Below are 22,703 nucleotides of genomic sequence, written 5' to 3'. Positions count from 1 at the left end.
GGATCCCTTGATGAAGTCTTGGTGCAAAAACCTGCTAGCCGCTGGACTCAGTCTAGCCATGTTATCCGCTTGTTCGTCGAGCGATGTTGAAGACGAACCTGTGAGTGAGTTAACAGCCATTCAGGCGACTGTGTTCCCTGAAGTGAGTTGGAGCACCTCTGTCGGTGACGGTGTTGGCGATTACTACTCGCGCCTTGTTCCCGCCGTGCGTTACGGTAAAATTTTTGCTGCCGACCGATACGGTTCCGTGATGGCGTTTGATGAAGCCACAGGCGAGCGTGTTTGGACTAAAGATTTCAGTGAAGAGTTTCGTGATAATGCTTTAGCCAAAAACAAAGGCGCACGTCTTGCTGCTGGTGTCACCGCGGCGCGTAATAAAGTCTTTGTGGGTGGTGAAAGCGGGCTATTAGCAGCGCTCAATGCCGAAGATGGTCAAGTGTTATGGCATGTGGTTGCCGGCGGTGAATTACTGTCTGCCCCCACTGTGGCCGATGATGTAGTGGTGGTGAGTACCAGTACTGGCTCACTCGAAGCCTTTAACGTCGATACAGGCGCCAAGTTGTGGGTGTATGAAATGCAATTGCCGAATCTGACCCTGCGTGGTACAGGTTCTGCAGCCTACGAAGCGGGTGGTTTCTTTATCGGCACCGCCGATGGCAAAGTGGCCGTTGTGATTAAAAACAATGGTCAAGCGGCGTGGGAGCAGGCGATTTATAACCCCACTGGCGGCAATGAGTTTACACGTATGGCTGACGTGGATATGACACCGCTGATCCTAGGCGAGAATTTATATGCAGTGAGCTATAACGGTAACTTAGTGTCGATGGAACTGCGCACGGGCCGGGTCGTGTGGACACGTAAGTATTCTAGCTTTAACGAGTTAGCGACCTCTGGCTTAAGCTTGTTTTTAGTTGACGACCACAGTCGTATCTACTCAGTTGATAAACGTAACGGTTTAGAACTGTGGAGTAACTCTGAGTTAGCTAACCGCACTCTGACGTCACCTGCGGTATATAAAGACTATTTAGTTGTGGGTGATTTTGAAGGTTATTTACACTTTGTCGATCGCAGTACAGGGTCGATTGTGGGACGTGTCCAAGTGGACAGCTCTGGATTATACGGCCAGCCATTAGTGGTTGACGATAAAATCTATGTTCAAGGTCGCAGTGGAAAGTTAGCTGTTGTAACACTTCCCTAGTTAAAAGTGTTATCCTTGTAGAGCCCCTGGAAGTGTGTTCCGGGGGCTTTTTATTGAAAAGTTTTTTAGAGGCAAAATATGATCCCTGTAGTGGCCCTTGTTGGTCGGCCGAACGTCGGTAAATCCACCCTATTTAATCGCCTTACGCGCACGCGTGATGCGCTGGTTGCTGACTTTCCTGGCCTAACACGTGACCGTAAATATGGTCGAGCATTCTTATCCGGCTATGAGTTCATTGTGGTCGATACCGGCGGTATCGATGGCACTGAAGAGGGGATCGAGACGAAAATGGCTGAGCAATCCCTTGCCGCCATTGAAGAAGCCGATGTCGTTTTATTTATGACTGATGCGCGTGCCGGTTTAACCGCAGCGGACTTGTCGATTGCCCAGCACCTGCGTAGCCGTGAAAAAACCACCTTCGTGGTTGCGAACAAAGTTGACGGTATTGATGCCGATTCAGCCTGCGCCGAGTTTTGGTCTTTAGGTCTAGGTGAAGTTTACCAGATGGCGGCGTCACAAGGACGCGGCGTGACTAACATGATCGAATATGCGCTGACTCCCTATGCCGAAGCGATGGGCATTGAGCGTCAGGGCGAAGAAGAAGTCGTCGATGAGCGCCAATACACCGAAGAAGAAGCCGAAGCTGAGCAAAAGCGTCTACAGGATTTGCCTATCAAGTTGGCGATTATCGGTAAACCTAACGTCGGTAAGTCAACCTTAACTAACCGTATTTTAGGTGAAGAGCGCGTCGTAGTGTATGACGAACCCGGCACCACCCGCGACAGTATTTACATTCCGATGGAGCGTGAAGGTCGCGAATACGTGATTATCGATACCGCGGGTGTTCGTCGTCGCAGTAAAGTACATCAAGTCATTGAGAAATTCTCAGTCATCAAGACGCTAAAAGCGGTTGAAGATGCCAACGTGGTGCTACTTATCATCGATGCCCGTGAAGGCGTTGCTGAGCAAGATTTAGGTCTATTAGGTTTTGCCCTTAATGCGGGCCGCGCCCTAGTCATTGCCGTCAACAAGTGGGACGGAATCGATCAAGGGATTAAAGATCGCGTTAAGAGTGAACTCGATCGCCGTTTAGGCTTTATCGACTTTGCTCGTATTCACTTTATTTCGGCGCTGCACGGTACAGGTGTTGGTCATTTATTTGAATCGATTGAAGAAGCCTATGATAGTGCGACGCGCCGCGTCAGTACTTCTATGTTGACCCGTATCATGCAAATGTCCCAGGACGATCATCAGCCACCATTGGTTAACGGTCGCCGGGTTAAGCTTAAGTACGCCCACGCCGGTGGTTACAATCCGCCAATCGTGGTGATCCACGGTAACCAAGTGAGTAGACTGCCTGACTCGTACAAGCGTTACATGATGAATTACTTCCGCCGTTCTTTGAAAGTGGTCGGCACGCCAATCCAGCTGCGTTTCCAAGAGGGGGATAACCCATTTGAAAACAAGACTGAGAAATTGACTATGAGCCAAGAGCGTCGCCGTAAACGCGCACTGAACCATATTAAAGATAGAAAAAAATAATCGAGTCCTAAAATGCTCTGATGAAAAAAGGAACCTTGCGGTTCCTTTTTGTTTTTATGCGATTGCTTGGCGCTTGGGGCAAGTGACTGAGTATCAGGCTATCTTATCCGCCAGCATACCTTCGAGAATAATCGCGGCGAGTTCATCATAGTAGTTTGACCATGCGTTTTCTATGTCGGTATTAGATTGACCCTTTAACTCATGCTGAATGGCTAAGATTAGGGCTGATTTGACAATGGGAAAGTGTGAAACCTTGACGCCATAGTTTCGATGCCGAGAGCCTAATTCGAGCAGGGTCGACCTGATAGTATCGAGGTGATGAATATTGTCGACGGCGGCACAAAAGATCATATAGAAATGTTCTTCTATCAGTTTGCGATCGCGCTTAAACATAGGTTTGATCAGCGGCGCTAAGTCAAATAGGCAATCATAAAAGAAGCTTGCAAATTGTTGTTCTTGATGATTTATCAAGGTGAATGATGAGGTTATTGCCTCTTTTTCGATTTCAGTTAGCCCCATATTAAGCTTATCCATCCATGTATGCTGATGAGTAAACTGTATTATAGTCAATTTTAATGCAGTGCTTGTTTATCTTAAAAGTTAATAAATATCAAAAAATTAACGTTTTTATCTGCAGGCCGGATTTCACGGACTGCAGGTGATGCTTTCTTGTCTTTAGAGAAGCATGTGTCTGAGGCCCTTGGTTATAGGTGCCATTAGCGTTAGGGCTATTTTATGGAATTTGTGTAATGGTCGACACTAGCCGTTCATGGGGCAGTTGGGTGGTGATAGTGTCACCGATCCGCACTTGGGCTGACGATGTCACAACGGTTCCGCTGGCATCGGTAGTGATACTGTAGCCGCGACTTAATGTGGCCAGAGGGCTGACCGTCTCAAGTTGATGGGCGGCATATTTTATCCGTTGTTCACTCTGGCTTAACTTACCTGCTAATGCATCCTGCAGACGACTGGCGAGGTAGTTTAAGCGAGTTGCCTCTAGGGCGAGTTTATGCCGAGGGGATTGCTGCTCAAGGCGGCTTATCAGTAATTGTTGGCGACGACTGCAAAGGTGCAGCCGACTAGAGAGCGCCGACTCTAGCCTTAATTGCATTTCATCGAATCTTTGCTCGAATTGTTGCAGTGTACGTTTGGGGTCTAAGCGCTGTAGCCTGTGATCTAACACAGTTAAACGTCTTTCTTGTTTGAGCTGATAATGTCGTGCACTTTGCTGTAGGCGCGCTAATACGGTCGCTAGTCTTTGGGCTTTATTCTCACTGTCCTGTGAGAGTAGTTCGGCACCTGCGGATGGTGTTGGGGCGCGCACATCGGCAACATAGTCGCTGATGGTGGTGTCGACTTCGTGGCCGACGGCGCTGACGATGGGCAGGGCGCTGTTGTATATCGTATGGGCGAGGGCCTCGCTGTTAAAACACCATAAATCCTCAAGTGAACCGCCGCCACGGGTGAGCAGTAACACATCGACTTCTAACCGCTGGTTAGCAATATTAATCGCTTGGCAAATGTTTCTGTCTGCGGATTCACCTTGCACTTGAGTGGGATAAATAATGACTTCGATGGAAGGGTCTCGCCTAGCCAGCACATGCAACACGTCGCGGATAGCGGCCCCGGTTGGTGACGTGATAACGCCAATGCGTTGAATATTTTTGGGCAGCGGCCTTTTGGTGTCGGCGGCAAATAATCCCTCGGCGGCAAGCTTCATCTTAAGGGCGTCAAATTGCTGGGCAAGTAGACCATCACCGGCGGGTAACATGGATTCAATTAATAATTGATAGTCTCCCCTCGGCTCATAAACGCTGATCGCGCCTTTGACTAGCACTTGCTGGCCATTGATGGGCTTAAAGCTGACACTCTGGTTACGGCCCTTAAACATGGCACAGCGGATCTGGGAATAATGATCTTTTAGGGTTAAATACCAATGGCCTGAGCTTGGGGATGAAAAATTAGAAATTTCGCCATTGAGCCAGATTTTGCCGAGTTGTCCCTCGAGAATTTGCCTGACCTCCCCATTGAGGCGTGAGACGGTATAAACATTATTTTTGGCGACTTGCATGGTTTTTCTCGCGCAAATGGGAATTTTTCACTATTTTCCATTTACCGCGCCCCATATGCAAGGTATAATCCCGCCGCAATATTTCACCTCTAAATCCTACTCAACTGGGGAGATGTTGCTAATGCTACGTTTAATTAAAGAAGCGCTTACTTTTGACGATGTGTTACTTGTTCCTGCGCATTCTACTGTACTCCCAAATACCGCCGTTCTTAAAACTCGCCTCACCAATACAATCGAACTCAACATTCCGCTTGTGTCCGCCGCCATGGATACGGTCACTGAAGCTCGCCTTGCAATCGCGATGGCGCAGGAAGGTGGCTTAGGTTTTATTCACAAAAACATGAGTATTGAGAAGCAAGCCGAAGAAGTGCGTAAAGTAAAAATTTACGAAGCGGGCGTGGTTCAACAACCTGTGACTGTGACTCCCTCAACGACACTGGCCGATCTGAAAGTGTTAACCCTGAAAAACGGTTTTGCCGGTTACCCCGTGGTTAACGAAGCGAACGAGCTTGTCGGTATTATCACCGGCCGTGATGTGCGCTTTGTGACCGACTGGAGCAAAACGGTAGAGGAAGTGATGACGCCTAAGTCGCGTTTAGTCACAGTTGCCGAAGGCACTAAGTTAGATGAAGTGCAAAAATTAATGCACTCTAACCGTATCGAAAAAGTGTTAGTTGTCGATGATAACTTCAAGCTGAAAGGCTTAATCACTGTAAAAGACTTCGAGAAAGCCGAGCGTAAACCTAACGCCTGTAAGGATGAGTTAGGCCGTTTACGTGTAGGCGCCGCCGTAGGTGCAGGTGCGGGCAACGAAGAGCGTGTTGATGCGCTGGTTAAGGCCGGTGTTGACGTACTGCTGATCGATTCTTCCCATGGCCATTCCGAAGGCGTGCTGCAGCGTATCCGTGAAACCCGTGCCAAATACCCAGATTTACAAATTGTCGGTGGTAACGTTGCCACGGCAGAGGGCGCCTTAGCCTTAGTTGAAGCGGGCGTTAACGCCGTTAAAGTCGGTATTGGCCCTGGTTCTATTTGTACGACTCGTATTGTTACCGGTGTGGGTGTGCCACAAATTACTGCGGTTTCAGATGCTGCCGCAGCCGTAAAAGGCTTAGGTATTCCTGTTATTGCTGACGGTGGCGTGCGTTTCTCTGGTGATTTAGCTAAAGCCTTAGCCGCGGGCGCATCTTGCATCATGGCGGGTTCAATGTTCGCTGGTACCGATGAAGCGCCTGGTGAAACTGAACTGTACCAAGGCCGTGCTTATAAATCTTACCGCGGTATGGGCTCCTTAGGGGCTATGTCTCAAGGCTCTTCCGACCGTTATTTCCAATCTGACAATGCTGCCGACAAGCTTGTGCCAGAAGGCATCGAAGGCCGTGTACCCTACAAAGGTAAGCTCAAGGAAATTATCCACCAACATATGGGCGGTCTGCGTTCATGCATGGGCTTAACTGGCTGTGCCACTATCCTTGAACTGAATGAAAAAGCGCAATTTGTGAAAGTGACTTCTGCGGGTATGGGCGAGTCCCATGTGCACGATGTAACTATCACTAAAGAAGCACCTAACTACCGTTCAGGTTCTTAAGCGTTTGACATAATGGGGCGGCGATAAGCCGCCCCGTTAGTAATCTGTGTAATGCCCTCAAGATTGACCATATCGATTTTGAGCCAAGTTAAACAATAGATGAGAAAAGGTTATCCATGAGCGATATTCATGAGCACAAGATACTGATCCTCGATTTTGGATCCCAGTACACTCAACTGATTGCCCGTCGTATCCGTGAAATTGGCGTTTACTGTGAATTATGGGCGTGGGATGTGACCGAAGCCCAAATCCGTGAGTTTGCCCCTAATGGTATTATCCTAGCGGGCGGCCCTGAAAGTGTGACGGCTGAAAATTCTCCCCGTGCACCTGAATATGTCTTTAACGCAGGCGTGCCCGTGTTAGGTATCTGTTACGGCATGCAAACCATGTCTGAGCAGCTTGGCGGTAAAGTGATCCAAGGTGTGGGCGAAGGTGAATTCGGTTACGCTCAAATTGAAATGCTGACAAAATCTGCGTTATTCAAAGATATTGAAGACGCCGTCAATAGTGAAGGTAAACCGCTGCTTGATGTGTGGATGAGCCACGGTGATAAAGTGTCTGCGATCCCTGAAGGATTTGTGGCAGTGGCTAAAACCGATACTTGCCCCTTTGCAGCCATGGCCCACGAAGGAAAACGTTTCTATGGCGTACAATTCCACCCTGAAGTGACCCACACGCGTCAAGGCATGCGGATGTTATCGCATTTTGCCTTAGATATCTGTGGCTGCGCCGCTAACTGGAAACCCTCTTCTATCATCGAAGATGCGATTGAGCGCCTGAAAAAGCAAATCGGCGATGATGAAGTGATTTTAGGGCTATCTGGTGGTGTCGATTCATCGGTTGTGGCCATGTTGCTGCACCGTGCTATCGGCAAAAAACTGACCTGCGTGTTTGTGGATAACGGTTTATTACGTTTGAACGAAGCCGAGCAAGTAATGGACATGTTCGGTGATCATTTCGGCCTGAACATTATCCATGTCGATGCGGAAAACCGCTTCCTCGATGCGATGAAGGGCGTTGCCGATCCTGAAGCAAAACGTAAAATCATCGGCCGTGTCTTCGTTGAGATTTTCGATGAAGAGTCGAAGAAGTGCGTTAATGCTAAGTGGCTAGCCCAAGGCACGATTTATCCCGATGTGATTGAATCCGCTGGCAGCGCCACAGGCAAAGCCCATGTGATCAAGTCGCACCATAACGTTGGCGGTTTGCCAGACGATATGGCGCTCGGTTTAGTTGAGCCACTGCGCGAACTCTTTAAAGATGAAGTCCGTAAAATCGGTTTAGAGTTAGGTCTGCCGTACAACATGCTTTACCGCCACCCGTTCCCAGGCCCAGGCTTAGGTGTGCGCGTTTTAGGTGAAGTGAAGAAGGAATACTGCGATTTACTGCGCCGCGCCGATGCTATCTTCATCGAAGAGTTGCATAAAGCCGACCTGTACAACAAAGTTAGCCAAGCCTTTACCGTGTTCTTACCCGTGCGCTCTGTCGGCGTGATGGGTGATGGCCGTAAATACGATTGGGTGGTATCACTGCGCGCCGTCGAAACCATCGACTTTATGACCGCACACTGGGCACATTTACCCTATGATTTCTTAGGTCGCGTATCAAACCGCATCATCAACGAAGTCGATGGCATTTCCCGTGTGGTTTACGATATCTCTGGCAAGCCACCAGCGACGATCGAGTGGGAATAGGCGGGTTTATCAATAATTAACCAGCCCTTGATAAAATAAAAATGCCAGTCAGTAATACTGACTGGCATTTTTATAGTTTTTTCATTGAGAACGTCATCAGAAAGGAAATAGAGAGGTTGCTGGTTTTGTTAAAAAAGGCCGCACGGCCTAACTAGATAAGGATTGCTGAGTATGGACCCAAAGCCTTACGGAAATATTTGGTTTCTTGGCGGTGAGGTTCATTGTGATGCTTGTCTTCTATTTTTTGGGGCTGTGGTTACACAGCACCGGGTATGGCCTAAAGATAAAAGTGATTGCCGACAAAATTGAGGTATTACAAAACAGGATGGCCGAGCGTGTTTACACGGGCATGACGTGTCAAACAATCGACAAAATCAGACGCTGGTCGTTTGGTGGACGCAAGTCGTTAGAGAGACAAGGGTCGGTGATAGTGCATTGGCCCGAATTTCCACATACTGCCAGTTTGGTTTTTGCTCTCTTGGAAGGTGTTGCCATAAGTTCAGTCCCCGAGATTGTTAGAAATATGTCCGTCGATAGTGCTAAATTTAAAGTTAGTAGTTGGTTGAAAAGGAGGACCTTTTTGATCGCCAAACCTAGACGTGAATGCTAGTATATCAGTAAGTTTTATATGATTTAGCAGGTTGAAGAGGACCTTTGTCCAAAGCTAAAGAAGACAGACGGTCTTTTAAATAATGCTCCTAAAGCATGGCGGTTTTTCTGGTGTTTAAATGAAAATCAATGATTTAAAAAAACTTCCTACTCTAACTATGCTATTTTCAGCTACCGTCTTTAGAGAGATGGCAAAGAAGGGGCAGTCAGCTTTGTTTACTCGGTTGCTAAAGGAGGCTGGAATAGTTGACCAGTTGGCGCCCAACTCAACAGTGGGTGAAGCGTTCGATTTTGCATTTAATATACTTAAAGTTGCTGGTCACCGTGATGAATACATATATCGAGCAGCTGTCAGTCAAAAAGTGCTTCTGGGAACTCATTCACTTCGCACTGCTTCAATGCTAAGCGAGTTTCGAGCAGGTAGTTGTAAGGCGGACCTAGTGATTTTAAACGGTACTGCAACTGTTTATGAGATAAAGTCTGAGCGAGATTCTCTTACTCGGCTTGAACATCAAGTCGAGAACTACAAACGAGTGTTTGCCAAAGTTAATGTGATATCTAGTGAAGAGCACATCGATGGTATTCTTAAAGCCGTATCGGAAGATGTTGGAATTATGTGCCTAACTAATCGTTATCAGATCAAAACTATACGTGAGGCACTAAATTGTCCTGAGAGAATCTGTCCTAGTACTGTATTTGACTCCTTGCGCATCTCTGAATGCGTCGAAATTCTTGAGAACTTAGGGATAGTCGTTCCCGTGGTGCCTAATATTGAAAGGCATGCGGCATTGCGTGAATTGTTTTCTGAAATTGATCCGGCTACTTTGCACTTTGAAATGGTTAAAACGTTAAAACGGACACGAGCTCTTGCTTCTCTTAGAGATTTTGTTGATCGTTTGCCAAAATCCTTACAAACAGCTGCGTTATCAGTGTCTGTACGTCACTCTGATCAAACGAGACTGATCGATGCTACGGAAACTCCACTACATGCGGCAATGACATGGAGTTAATCGACATATGTACTACCCATATTTTCGTGGAAAGCAATTTGAGCTAATAACGATTCGTGAAATGGCTCAGCTTTTGGCAGACAATAACTTTATACCAGTCATTGAGCCTGTTCGTGAGTCATTAAATGGTCTCAAAAGAGCATTAGAAGCGATTAGTGAAGCAGGTGGTAAAGCAGTAGTTATAGTTAATCCTAACTATGGTGATCATCAAGATGATGGCGCTAATATCAGCTGCTTTCTTGAGGGAGAGTTTTCTGGTTCGGAAAATATATCTGCAGGAATCCTTCTGCGTAATAGTATGTCGGTAGATGACGCTATGTCTTGCTTCGAACAGCATGCATCCCATAATAGAGTCTTAGTTCATGCCGGTTTTACTGAGCCAAAGGATTTGGCGATTAAGCTTGAAGGCTATATGCCGGAGCTAACAAATATCTTTATAGATGATTATTCAAAATTATTATACCGAAAACATTTTGGCTCGAGTAAGCGTATTTTGATTCGTGATGGATTCAACCGTCAGCGCAATGCAGATTACCCTGAAGTCGAAATGTTTTCAGAACTCCATGCGACTTATCCTGAGTTAGGGATGGAAGGGTTTGGAGACTTCTTGATGGTTGGGGATGCATATACCGAAGGTGGCGGGCCAGCTTATGCAGTAGCTATACACCTGACTTTCATAGATCGTAACAAGGACGATGTGATGTACATTTATCATTTCGTATCAGATACAAAGGATACTCCTACGGACCCAGCAGGGAAGTTTGGTCAAGCTCTTGGAAAATTAATCAGGAAGCTTGAAAGCGGAAACTCTGGGCTTCTTGAAACTAATGCTATCAAAGAGTTTAAAGAACTTTATACAAAACGGCACTTTCCCGGTTTAGGTTATGTGAAAAAGCTTTCGATGAAGCACCATATCGAAACGCTTGTAGATTATTTGAAGTGAGGTCGCTATGGCTAAGCGTTACTGCTGCCCAGAGTGTTTTGGCGATCGTGTTCTACGTGATGAAATATTTCCGACTCTTGGACCGAAGCTAGGGGATTGCGACTTTTGCGGAACAGTTAATACAGCGCTAGTCGAGCCTGCTGATTTAGCGGATTATTTTGAACTTCTAGTTAATGTCTATGAACCCGATCCTGATGGAAAAACATTAGTTGAGTGGATGAAAGATGATTGGTTGATATTTAGCCATGAGCGTATGGACAACGCTCATGCAAAAGATCTACTTAGTGAAATTCTTAATGATGGTGAAGTTGTCCGTCGTCCGTTTCAACCTTCAAGTAGTTATAATAGTGATGGTCTAGCACTGTGGGATAAATTGCGAGATGAAATGATGTACTCGAATCGATGGTTTCTAGATGTAACTATCGACGAAGAGCGCCTCAAAGAGCTATTAGAGATGCTAATTGCTAAAGGGCTGCCTTTGCAGTGGTATCGTGCTCGAATTAAAACTGAGGATGAAGCTTTTCAAATAGATAAGATGGGGGCCCCACCTAAAAGACGCTCTTCAAATGGACGAGCAAACCCGGTTGGTATTCCTTACCTCTATTTAGGTTCATTACCTGAGACAGCTGTTGCGGAAGTTAGGCCGCATACTGGGGAAGTCGCTTGTGTGGCTAGTTTTGAAATTCCAGACATTAAGGCTGTAGATTTGCGCAACCCTCGTGAACTTGTTTCTCCTTTCATTTTGGAGGACGCTAGACAAATCGCACAATTGCGGGCTGATTTACCCTTTCTAGAGCGTTTAGGTGAAGAGTTAACAAGGCCTGTTCAGCCTTCAGGTGCTGCAATAGACTACATACCTAGTCAATATTTATGTGAGTTTATTAAGAAAAAAGGCTTTGATGGAGTTGTTTATCGCAGTTCTGTTAGTGAAGGGATTAATCTTGCCTTGTTCAATCCCGAACAGGCCGTTGGTGGTCAAGTCTCCATATATAACGTAGATCGGGTTTCGGTTCAGGTTGCAGCCTTACAAATGCATGTCGATTATGAGAAGCGGTGATTGGTTCTTTGAGCAAAAATTTAGAAATGAATTACATATCGAAAATGACTAGTGTTGTTGCTTTAAATTGTGAAGAGAAGCAAGAGCTTCGCCGTGATATGGCAGAATCAGGGCCAAAAAAGAACTAAAATGTCAACGAGCAGCAAAAAAATTCTGCGTATGGTATAGATGATGGTATCGAGAATGAACATATTTATAACTAATTGTTCTATAGGTGGATTTCCCTCTCGTTGATATTCGAGTGGGAATAATTCTCTGTCTTGATGACATGATGCATTAACGAAAGGCGCCGAGTGCGCCTTTTTTATTGGTTATGGGTATAATTGCCTCAATTGTTGATTAAAGAGAATCCTTAAGTGGAGCAGATAAAACTGAACCCAAACACGTTGAATGCGAATAGGCTTAGCTGTGATGAGCTTGGTTGTGATGAAGTTAGTGGTGATGTGCTAACTGGCGAGCAAACTTGTCTCAATCAAACGGATTTTGAACAAGCTCAAGTAGACGAACATTGGATGCAGGTCGCGATGCTGATGGCTGAGAAAGCCGAGGCCGAGGGCGAAGTGCCTGTGGGTGCGGTATTGGTCAAAGACGGCCAGCAGATTGCGACGGGTTACAATTTATCCATTAGCCAACACGATCCTAGCGCCCATGCGGAAATTTTATGTCTGCGGGAAGCGGGGCGTTTGGTCGAAAACTATCGTCTTTTGGATGCGACCTTATATGTCACCCTCGAGCCTTGCGCTATGTGTGCAGGGGCTATGGTGCATAGTCGAATTGCTCGAGTGGTATTTGGCGCCCGCGATGAAAAAACCGGTGCAGCGGGTACGGTCGTGAATTTACTGCAACATCCAGCATTTAATCATCGAGTGGAAGTGACATCGGGTGTGCTAGCCGAGGCCTGTAGCGCCCAATTGAGCCGTTTTTTTAAACGTCGCAGAGAAGAGAAAAAAGCCTTAAAGCAAGCTCAAATAGCGCAGCAGGGATCGGAGTCGTAGAGGTTAAGACAGGCGTATTAATCCTGGGTCTGGATAAAGGTAAAGAACAGTTTTTGACGATTTAACACCCGGCGATGACGGACCTTGAGTAAGGTGCGGCGGCGCGACGCATTATTATGGATGGTTTTTTTTCTCATATTGACCCCGTTTTTGATTATTTTTATCTGTGTTACTCAATATTGTGATTGTTTTAAGTACCAGCCTGACACCGCTTACTGCCGTGACATGATTGACCCTATGACAGTAACAGTTGCGCTTGGGGGCGGCAATCCCCTTGGGCGTATCTGCTTTATAAACCAGCATGTTAATCGCTTAATCGTGTAAACGCACTTTAACGCCCTTTCGCTTAATCTAAGATGAAAATGGGCCAAAAGTATACAGAGAAAGTGAGCCTTGGGCGCTAGCGCAAGTTTTTCAGCGTTCACGCTTACTTAGGTTGCTCTGGACTCAATGAGCCTTGAGGTAAGCTGAGGGACTCTTCTGCGGTGAGGTCGTTAGGCTCTTCCTGTGGATTTTGGGGTTTCGATTGATTATCCACCCAGACTAAGGTGTCGTAATAACGGCGAATACTGTCAACGTAATGGACCGCTTCACTGCCTCTGGCGTAGCCGTAGCGGGTCTTTTGGTAGTGTTTACGTTTTTGCAGCAGTGGCAGAACCTTCTTCACATCTCGCCAGGCATTGGGGTTTAGCTCCATAGACTCAGCCAGTTTGCGCGCGTCCTCGACATGGGCATAGCCAATATTATAGGAGGCGAGGGCAAACCACATACGCTGACTTTCGGGGATGGATTCGGGCAAACGGTTAATCATATCCCTTAGATAAGCGGCGCCGCCGCGGATACTTTCTTTTGCATCCAAACGGTTTGTAATACCTATCTCTTTCGCTGTGGGTTCGGTGAGCATCATCATGCCACGCACTCCCGTGGGAGAACGGGCATTAGGGTTCCAATGGGACTCCTGATAGCTGGTGGCCGCCAGTTTACGCCAGTCTAAATCACCCGCGTGGGCCTCAAAGAGTTGACGATAGCGGGGCAGTACTGTCTCGATGGCGCGCAGAAAGGCGCGGGTATCGACATAATCGAAGCGTTTAACGTGGCCAAAGTATTTTTCGTTTAAATGATCGAGTGTGCCAGCGAGTTTTTCTTGGTGCCAAAATGCCAGCAATTGACTCATAAGTTCATCACTGTGGGTGGGCGGTAATAGCCAGACCACATCGAGTTTATCTTCTAACACTAGGCCAGAGCGTAAATCGGGTAAATAGCGGCGGTTGATCTGTACGCTACTGGAGTCGGCTATGGTGTAGTCAATTTCTTTATTGGCGATCATCGCCAGCAATTCTTCGCTGTCTTTATCTACTACTTGATCCCAGACGAGTGATGGATTGTGTTTCTGCAATTGAGTTAAGGTTTCCACAAATGCCGAGTCAGCAATAACAGTGATTTTACCTTTTAATTCACTGATATTTTTGGGTGTTGGCATACCTTCACGGTAAACCAATACTTGATTGACCCTATATAAGGGCGGGCCGAAGCGAAATTGTTCCCGGCGGGCGGGCGTTTCCGTCATCCCGGCGGCAATGATGTCAATTTCATTGTTTTTAAGGGCTTCATACAGTTCTGCGCGGTTGGTAAAGGGCAGCATTTTTAAGGGTACATTGAGGTATTCGGCAAAAAGCACCGCCATATCATAATCGAAACCGCTATTTCCCTGGCCCGAGGTCATATAAATTTGCGGTCCGTAAAGGGTCCCAACACGCAATTCGGTGAGCTTTTTGGGGGCGAATTCTGTTTCGTCCACGGTAACTTGCTGACAGGCTGTCAGTAAGAAACCAAAGATGATAGCGAACAGAAATCGTGTCATTAAATACATTTTTTAAATAAAATCAATCTGATAAATGATGAGAGGTCAGTGGGGTATCAAAGATAAAATGGCTGACGTTGCTGTGATTATATCCGTTTGTCTGGAATAGCGTAAAAAAATCGCACTAGGGGAAAAGAAGAGACCCGACAAAACAGCGCTTTTTATATCACAGGAAACACTGTTTTGCGTAAGGTCACAGGTGATTTGTGACGGACATTTCCCTATAATAGCGCCACCTCTGACCCCTGCAATAATAAATAATAAGGTGAATAGACGTGATGGAGATCATCCGCGGAGCCCCTGCACTCTCGACGTTTAGGGTGCAAAAGCTGATGGAGGCCTGCGAAAACGCGGCGCTTCCGGTACGCCAAATCTATGCTGAATATGTCCATTTAGCGGATTTGAGCGAGTTGCTCGACACAAATGAACGCCAGCAACTTGAAAAAATTCTCACCTATGGACCTGCGATAGAAGCTCATATCCCCCAAGGTTCACTCCTGTTTGTCACTCCTCGCCCCGGTACCATTTCCCCTTGGTCTTCAAAAGCCACTGACATCGCCCATAATTGTGGCCTTGGAAAAGTGAAGCGTTTGGAGCGGGGCATTGCGTATTATGTCGAGTCAGACGTGCTCACTGCGGCGCAGCAACAAAGCCTCAATGCGCTGCTGCACGATCGCATGGTGGAAGTCATTCTCGATGATTTTGCTAAAGCCGATATGCTATTCAAACGCACTGAGCCTGCGCCATTTAAGAGTGTCAATATTCTTGGGGAAGGTCGCCGCGCATTAGAAGTGGCTAACGTCGAGATGGGTCTGGCCCTCGCCGAAGATGAAATCGACTACTTAGTCGAAAACTTTGTGCGTTTAGGCCGTAATCCGAACGATATCGAATTGATGATGTTTGCCCAGGCGAACTCTGAGCATTGCCGCCACAAGATTTTTAACGCCGATTGGACCATTGATGGTGAGGTTCAGTCTAAGTCGTTGTTCAAGATGATTAAGAACACCTTTGAAACCACGCCTGATCATGTGTTATCTGCCTATAAAGATAACGCGGCTGTGATGGAAGGTTCTGTTGCGGGACGTTTCTTCCCCGATCCAAACGGGGTTTATAGCTATCACACCGAACCAATGCACGTCTTGATGAAAGTGGAAACCCATAACCATCCAACCGCGATCAGCCCATACCCAGGTGCTGCAACGGGTTCGGGCGGTGAAATTCGTGATGAAGGTGCGACGGGCCGCGGCTCTAAACCTAAAGCAGGCTTAACGGGTTTTACGGTATCAAATTTAAAAATCCCGGGTTTTGTTCAACCCTGGGAAGGTCAATACGGTAAGCCAGATCGTATCGTGAGTGCGCTGGATATTATGACCGAAGGCCCCTTAGGCGGCGCGGCATTTAACAACGAATTTGGTCGCCCGGCACTGGTCGGTTATTTCCGTACCTACGAGCAGGAAGTCAGCAGCCATAACGGCGTTGAAGTGCGTGGTTACCACAAGCCGATTATGTTAGCCGGTGGTTTAGGCAACATTCGCGAAGAACATGTACAGAAGGGCGAAATCACCGTTGGCGCTAAGCTGATTGTGCTGGGTGGCCCAGCGATGAACATAGGTTTAGGTGGCGGCGCCGCTTCGTCTATGGCATCGGGTCAATCGAGTGAAGACTTAGATTTTGCCTCGGTACAACGTGAAAACCCAGAAATGGAGCGTCGTTGTCAGGAAGTGATCGACCGCAGCTGGCAACTTGGCGATAAAAACCCGATCCAATTTATCCACGATGTGGGCGCGGGCGGTTTGTCGAACGCTTTCCCTGAACTCGTGAATGACGGCGAGCGCGGTGGTTTGTTTAATCTGCGTAATGTGCCTTCGGATGAGCCAGGCATGAGCCCGCTGGAAATCTGGTGTAACGAATCACAGGAACGTTATGTGCTGTCGGTTGCCCCAGAAAACCTCGCGCTATTTACGGCAATTTGTGAGCGTGAGCGCGCACCCTTTGCTGTGGTGGGTGAAGCGACGGCGGAAAAACATTTAACGCTCGCCGACAGCCATTTCGATAATAATCCTATCGATTTACCCCTCGAAGTTCTATTAGGTAAAGCGCCTAAGATGAGCCGCGATGTGGTATCGGCTAAAGCGGTATCACCCGCGTTAGCGCAAGATAAAATTGATGTTAAAGAAGCGGTTAAACGCGTACTGAGCTTGCCAACAGTGGCGGATAAAACCTTCCTTATCACTATTGGCGATCGCACAGTTACAGGTTTAGTGAACCGTGACCAAATGGTAGGCCCATGGCAAGTACCGGTCGCTGACTGCGCGGTCACAGCGGCAAGTTTTGATACCTACGCCGGTGAAGCTATGTCGATGGGCGAGCGCACGCCATTAGCACTGCTGGATTTTGGCGCCTCTGCCCGTATGGCGGTGGCTGAATCCATCATGAATATCGCCGGTGCCGATATAGGTTCATTTAAGCGCATCAAGCTTTCTGCCAACTGGATGTCTGCCGCGGGTCACCCTGGCGAAGATGCGGGTCTTTATGAAGCGGTGAAAGCCGTGGGTGAAGAACTGTGCCCAGAGCTCAGCCTGACTATTCCGGTCGGTAAAGACTCTATGTCGATGAAGACCGCATGGCAGCAAGATGGCGAGAACAAAACCGTGACATCGCCTATGTCATTGGTCATCACCGCCTTTGGTGTGGTGCAAGATATTCGCAATACAGTGACGCCAGAGCTACGTACCGATAAGGGCGAAACGTCTTTATTGTTAGTGGATTTAGGTGCGGGCAAAAATCGTTTAGGCGGTTCTTGTTTAGCCCAAGTGTTTGGTGAGTTAGGGGATGTTGCGCCGGATCTAGACGATGCTGCACTGCTGCGCGGTTTCTTCGAAACCATGCAAAATCTAGTGGCTAAAAAATCGGTTATCGCCTACCACGACCGAAGTGATGGTGGTTTATTCACTACCTTAGTGGAAATGGCCTTTGCCGGTAATACTGGCTTAGATATCGATGTAGAAGACTTGCAGGGCACTGATTTAGAAAGACTCTTTAATGAAGAGCTCGGCGCTGTGTTGCAAGTGAGCCGTGACAATGCGGCGAAAATTGCCGCTCAGTTTGCTATCGCGGGCGTGCCTTGCCATGTGATCGGCACATTAGCCGACGATCAACGCATCACCATTAAAGATGGCGCGCGTGAAATCTTCTCTGATAGCCGTGTGGCGCTGCGGACAGTGTGGTCAGAAACCACGTATCGTATGCAAGCGCTGCGTGATAACCCAGCCTGCGCGCTTGAAGAGTTCAAACTTAAGCAAGATGAAACCGATTTAGGCTTAACCGTTAACTTAAGTTTTGATCCAAGTACCGATGTTGCCGCGCCTTATATCCTAAAGGGCGCTGCGCCTAAGATGGCGATTCTGCGTGAGCAGGGCGTTAACTCCCACGTGGAAATGGCAGCTGCCTTTGACCGTGCTGGATTTGAAAGCCGCGACGTGCACATGTCGGACATTTTATCTGGCCGTATCAGCCTAGAAGAGTTCCAAGGTCTGGTGGCCTGTGGTGGCTTCTCCTACGGTGACGTATTAGGCGCGGGTGAAGGTTGGGCTAAGTCGATTCTGTTTAACGCGCGTGCCCGCGATGAGTTTTCACGTTTCTTTGAGCGTGACTCAAGCTTTGCCCTTGGGGTGTGTAACGGCTGTCAAATGCTGTCTAATTTGAAGGAAATCATTCCAGGCAGCGAGCATTGGCCACGTTTTGTGCGCAACCGCTCAGAGCGTTTTGAAGCGCGTTTCAGCTTAGTTGAAGTGCAACAGAGCCCATCGTTATTCTTCCAAGGTATGGCGGGTTCGCGTATGCCTATCGCCGTATCCCACGGGGAAGGTTTGGCTGAGTTTGCCAGTCCTGAAGCGTTGGCGATTGCCGAAGCGTCAGGCACTATTGCCCTGCGTTTTGTCAATGGTAAGGGGGATATTGCGACTCAGTATCCACAAAACCCGAACGGCTCGCCAAATGGCTTGACGGGGATTAGTACCACAGATGGCCGCGTAACCTTGATGATGCCGCACCCGGAACGTGTGTTCAGAACAGTGGCGAACTCTTGGCATCCGGATGCTTGGGGTGAAGATAGCCCTTGGATGCGTATGTTCCGCAATGCGCGAGTGACCTTAGGCTAAGCGGTTAAAATGTAGAGAGTTAGTTCGAGAAAGTGATAAAAAAGGAGCGAAATTTTCGCTCCTTTTTTTATATTTAAAATGCACTTTTACAAAAACATTTATATTTCAATCCTTTCACCTATATTGCAAATATTCTAATGGATAGATGTGGGAAAATGTTCATTTAAAACAATAATTACCCCTTAATGGGTAGAATGTGCAATCGTGCTATTTAAATACTGCCAATGTGATCGGTATTCTTTGGTTTAACAGAGCCCAGCCATAAAAGAAAAAGCCCCCATCTCATGGAGATGGGGGCTTGTTTTGCGCTAACAAAACTTCAAGTTAAATCAAAATCTATGCTGAATAAGCGATAAAATCTTACAGCTCTCGAGCTGTATAAAGTTCAACGAAAACACGCTTATAGCTGTTAACCAGACGTTCAAATAAGTTTGTCATATCTCTATCTCCACACCAAAGTTAATACCAATGTGCGCGAAGTGGGACTTGTCTGGGGCGTTTCACCAGAACTGTCAAACCGTCTCCTTAACACAGGACATATATTAAGCAGTTCGACGAATGTTATCAAACGAGAAAAAATACGTTTTTAGATTAAAAAAACTAATTCATAAAAATTGATTTGTTGTGTTTTTTGAATTTGTTTTATTTTAAGTTGTTGAATTTATTTATTACTAATTTGATTGGTGATTATTTTAACTTATTTTTATTTAGTAAAATTGTTGTTTAAAAATTGTTTGTTGTTGTTTTTATTAGTTAGATGTCAATTATTGGTTGAGATGGCTAAAAACGTTGGTTTTTACTGAATGAAATCGTCTCTCTACTCCGTTTTTTTGCCTCTGTCAACTGCGAGTTGATGGGAAGTGTGTGCCCCGCCGCAAAACCCATCTAAACCCTTGAGTTTGATTGATTTGAATCAAAGGCGGGTGGTATAAAATACTCACAAATGAAAACGAATAAATATCTTAACTATCTGATATTTATATCAATGAGATCATTTGATTGATTGGGTGGTGAGGTGTTTGTCTCAATGCCGAATAATAGTGTGACTCATGTCTCAGTATGTGATGGAAATAGGGACTTTTAGGCCTTGCTGCCTCGATGTAATGCTAAAGATAAAATTTAACGGTTTATACTGACCTCAGCTATAAACACAGAATGAAAACTCACTATCCTACAAAGGCACTTGCTATGAATGGCTTAGATTGTCATGGCAATTGGACGCACCACGTAAGGAGTCACCGATGATTGTTGAAGAGGTTGTTGAGCTATCGCGGCTGCAGTTTGCGCTGACAGCCATGTATCACTTCCTGTTTGTTCCCTTGACATTGGGGTTGGCATTTTTGCTGGCTATCATGGAATCACTGTATGTGATGACAGATAAACAAATTTATAAAGATATGACTAAGTTCTGGGGTAAGTTATTTGGTATTAACTTTGCCTTAGGTGTTTCAACGGGTTTAGCGATGGAGTTCCAGTTTGGTACTAACTGGTCTTACTATTCGCATTATGTGGGTGACATTTTTGGTGCACCACTGGCCATTGAAGGTTTAATGGCCTTCTTCTTGGAATCTACCTTTGTGGGTATGTTCTTCTTCGGTTGGGATCGTTTCACTAAGCGTCAACATTTAGCTGTGACTTGGTTAGTGGCCTTTGGTTCTAACTTCTCAGCATTGTGGATCTTAGTGGCAAACGGTTGGATGCAAAACCCTGTCGGTTCAGTGTTCAATTACGAAACAATGCGCATGGAAATGACCAGCTTCGCCGAAGTGGTATTTAACCCTGTGGCCCAGGTGAAGTTTGTTCACACAGTGGCTTCGGGTTATGTGACGGGCGCTATGTTCGTTCTTGCTATCAGTGCTTACTACATTCTTAAGAAGCGTGATTTACCCTTTGCCCGCCGCTCATTTGCGATTGCCGCCAGTTTTGGTATGGCATCGATTCTGTCGGTTATCGTGTTAGGTGACGAATCTGGCTATAAGGTTGGTGAAGCGCAGCGCGTTAAGTTAGCGGCGATTGAAGCTGAGTGGCACACAGAACCTGCACCTGCAGCCTTTACTGCCGTGGGTTTCCCTAATCAAGAAACCATGCACACCGATTATGCGATCAAAATTCCTTATGCTATGGGTATAGTGGCAACACGCTCATTGGATGAAGAAGTAACCGGTATTCGTGACTTAATTACCGAGCACGAAGTGCGTATCCGTAACGGTATGAAAGCTTATGAGATGCTCGTCAAACTGCGTGCCGGTGAAGATACACCTGAACTGCGTGCAGCCTTTGAAGAGGCAAAAGTCGACCTCGGTTACGGGTTATTACTCAAGCGTTATACCGATAACATAGTCGATGCGACCGAAGAGCAAATTCAAGCCGCGGCTAAGGATTCTATCCCCAATGTTGCGCCCATTTTCTGGAGCTTCCGGATCATGGTGGGATTAGGTTTCTTCATGCTTCTGGTGTTTGCTGCAGCATTCTGGCAAAGCACTCGTCACCAAATCGAAGAGAAAAAATGGGTGCTTAAGGCCGCGCTTTTCAGCTTGCCATTACCTTGGATTGCGATTGAGTGTGGTTGGTTTGTGGCCGAGTATGGTCGTCAACCTTGGACCATTTCTGAAGTATTGCCGACCTTTATGTCTGCATCGAGTTTAACGACCGGTGACTTATGGTTCAGTATTCTTTCTATCACCCTGTTCTACACTGTGCTGTTGGTGATTGAGATATTCTTGATGCTTAAGTTTGCCCGCCTTGGACCTAGCAGTTTAAAGACCGGCCGTTATCACTTCGAGACTAATGCTTCACACAATTAGAAGCCTAAGCAGAGGATTTCATTATGTTTGATTATGAAATATTGAGAGTTATCTGGTGGGCTCTGATCGGCGTGCTGTTCATCGGATTTGCGATTACTGACGGTTTTGACATGGGTGTCGGTGCGTTACTGCCCATCATAGGCAAAGACGATACCGAGCGCCGTATCATGGTCAATACCATCGCCCCCCATTGGGATGGTAACCAAGTGTGGTTAATTACGGCGGGTGGTGCGTTATTTGCCGCTTGGCCTATGGTGTATGCTGTGTCTTTCTCTGGCTTCTATGTGGCCATGATGATAGTGCTGTTTGCCTTGTATACCCGTCCTGTTGGGTTTGATTACCGCTCTAAGATTGAAAACCCAAAATGGCGTAAGTCATGGGATTGGGCCTTATTCTGTGGTGGTTTTGTACCGCCGCTGATCATAGGCGTTGCCTTTGGTAACTTATTGCAAGGTGTTCCATTTAACTTTGATGAGTTCCTGCGGGCAACTTACCACGGTGGTTTGTTCGGCCTGTTGAATCCATTCGGTTTACTGGCAGGTCTTGTCAGCGTAAGCATGTTTATGATGCAGGGTGCTGCTTGGTTACAAATGAAGACCGACAGTGAATTGCGGGTGCGTGCGGCTAAAGCAACACAATTCTTCGCATTGCTCGTGGCGGTATTATTTGCTGCGGCAGGCGTGTGGTTGGCTAATGGTATTGATGGTTATGTCGTGACTTCGACCTTAGACCACAATGCCATGTCTAACCCTACGATGAAGACTGTGGCCATAGAAGCTGGCGCTTGGTTAGCTAACTATGACAAGTACCCTGTGACTATGCTGTTCCCTATTTTGGGTGTGGTATTGCCGCTGTTAGTGATCCTTGTGAGTCGCTTAAACCGCTCAGGTTTTGCGTTCCTATTCAGTTCACTGACTGTGGCTATGGTGATTTTAACCTGTGGCGCGGCTATGTTCCCATTCGTCATGCCATCATCGCTAGACCCTAATGTGAGCTTGACCATGTGGGATGCGACTGCCAGTGAAATGACATTAACGGTAATGACTTGGGCGGCGATTATCTTCGTTCCAATCGTGTTAAGTTACACTGTATGGACTTACTTCAAGATGTTTGGTCGTTTAAACCGCAAACATATTGAAGATAACAAAGCCTCACTCTATTAATGTTTACG

At 46.8% G+C, this 22,703-nt stretch carries 14 protein-coding genes; 11 read left to right on the top strand and 3 right to left on the bottom strand.

Annotated elements, in window-relative coordinates:
* Positions 1-10: 10 nt before the first annotated feature.
* Both bamB and der read left to right on the top strand, forming a co-directional pair.
* Positions 11-1,198: an outer membrane protein assembly factor BamB gene (gene bamB / locus JFT56_RS13520; RefSeq protein WP_198780585.1), complete on the top strand. Its 1,188-nt coding sequence runs from the start codon at positions 11-13 to the stop codon at positions 1,196-1,198.
* A gap of 78 nt (positions 1,199-1,276) precedes the next feature.
* Entirely contained in the window at positions 1,277-2,740 is a 1,464-nt protein-coding gene (gene der / locus JFT56_RS13515) for a ribosome biogenesis GTPase Der (protein ID WP_198780584.1), read from the top strand.
* Positions 2,741-2,833: 93 nt separating this feature from the next.
* Here der and JFT56_RS13510 read toward each other — a convergent pair whose 3' ends face one another.
* Both JFT56_RS13510 and xseA read right to left on the bottom strand, forming a co-directional pair.
* Positions 2,834-3,274 (bottom strand): globin domain-containing protein, encoded by a 441-nt coding sequence (locus JFT56_RS13510; protein WP_198780583.1) that lies wholly within the window; start codon positions 3,272-3,274, stop codon positions 2,834-2,836.
* 199 nt (positions 3,275-3,473) lie between these two features.
* Positions 3,474-4,811 (bottom strand): exodeoxyribonuclease VII large subunit, encoded by a 1,338-nt coding sequence (gene xseA, locus JFT56_RS13505; protein WP_198780582.1) that lies wholly within the window; start codon positions 4,809-4,811, stop codon positions 3,474-3,476.
* Positions 4,812-4,932: 121 nt separating this feature from the next.
* On the opposite strand from xseA, the gene guaB reads away from it, so the two are divergent.
* The 6 genes from guaB to tadA all read left to right on the top strand — a co-directional run bounded on the left by guaB (position 4,933) and on the right by tadA (position 12,707).
* The gene (guaB, locus tag JFT56_RS13500) at positions 4,933-6,399 is read left to right on the top strand and encodes an IMP dehydrogenase (RefSeq protein ID WP_198780581.1); all 1,467 of its coding nucleotides are present in this window, start codon (positions 4,933-4,935) and stop codon (positions 6,397-6,399) included.
* 116 nt (positions 6,400-6,515) lie between these two features.
* Positions 6,516-8,093 (top strand): glutamine-hydrolyzing GMP synthase, encoded by a 1,578-nt coding sequence (gene guaA / locus JFT56_RS13495; protein WP_198780580.1) that lies wholly within the window; start codon positions 6,516-6,518, stop codon positions 8,091-8,093.
* 728 nt (positions 8,094-8,821) lie between these two features.
* On the top strand, positions 8,822-9,712 hold the full coding sequence (locus JFT56_RS13490; RefSeq protein ID WP_198780579.1) for a sce7726 family protein: 891 nt from the start codon (positions 8,822-8,824) through the stop codon (positions 9,710-9,712).
* A gap of 7 nt (positions 9,713-9,719) precedes the next feature.
* Complete coding sequence (locus tag JFT56_RS13485; protein WP_198780578.1) at positions 9,720-10,655, top strand: sce7725 family protein; 936 nt, start codon at positions 9,720-9,722, stop codon at positions 10,653-10,655.
* Between the two features lie 7 nt (positions 10,656-10,662).
* Positions 10,663-11,712, top strand: a complete 1,050-nt coding sequence (locus JFT56_RS13480; RefSeq protein WP_198780577.1) for an RES family NAD+ phosphorylase — start codon at positions 10,663-10,665, stop codon at positions 11,710-11,712.
* A 512-nt stretch (positions 11,713-12,224) separates the two neighbouring features.
* Positions 12,225-12,707: a tRNA adenosine(34) deaminase TadA gene (gene tadA, locus JFT56_RS13475; protein ID WP_233095608.1), complete on the top strand. Its 483-nt coding sequence runs from the start codon at positions 12,225-12,227 to the stop codon at positions 12,705-12,707.
* A 427-nt stretch (positions 12,708-13,134) separates the two neighbouring features.
* Here the strand turns inward: tadA and mltF are convergent, their stop codons facing one another.
* On the bottom strand, positions 13,135-14,568 hold the full coding sequence (gene mltF, locus JFT56_RS13470) for a membrane-bound lytic murein transglycosylase MltF (RefSeq protein WP_198780575.1): 1,434 nt from the start codon (positions 14,566-14,568) through the stop codon (positions 13,135-13,137).
* Between the two features lie 278 nt (positions 14,569-14,846).
* Here mltF and purL point away from each other — a divergent pair, with 278 nt between their 5' ends.
* The 3 genes from purL to cydB all read left to right on the top strand — a co-directional run bounded on the left by purL (position 14,847) and on the right by cydB (position 22,695).
* Positions 14,847-18,728: a phosphoribosylformylglycinamidine synthase gene (purL, locus tag JFT56_RS13465; RefSeq protein WP_198783576.1), complete on the top strand. Its 3,882-nt coding sequence runs from the start codon at positions 14,847-14,849 to the stop codon at positions 18,726-18,728.
* Positions 18,729-19,969: 1,241 nt separating this feature from the next.
* Positions 19,970-21,532, top strand: coding sequence for a cytochrome ubiquinol oxidase subunit I (locus JFT56_RS13460; RefSeq protein ID WP_198780574.1), 1,563 nt, complete (start codon positions 19,970-19,972; stop codon positions 21,530-21,532).
* A 23-nt stretch (positions 21,533-21,555) separates the two neighbouring features.
* Positions 21,556-22,695, top strand: a complete 1,140-nt coding sequence (gene cydB / locus JFT56_RS13455) for a cytochrome d ubiquinol oxidase subunit II (RefSeq protein ID WP_198780573.1) — start codon at positions 21,556-21,558, stop codon at positions 22,693-22,695.
* The last annotated feature ends 8 nt before the right edge of the window (positions 22,696-22,703 follow it).

It is taken from the genome of Shewanella putrefaciens (genome assembly GCF_016406305.1).
Taxonomy (GTDB): Bacteria; Pseudomonadota; Gammaproteobacteria; order Enterobacterales; family Shewanellaceae; genus Shewanella; species Shewanella putrefaciens_C.
Note: the sequence above shows the minus strand (reverse complement) of the source record. Positions and strands in the feature narration are given on the sequence as shown.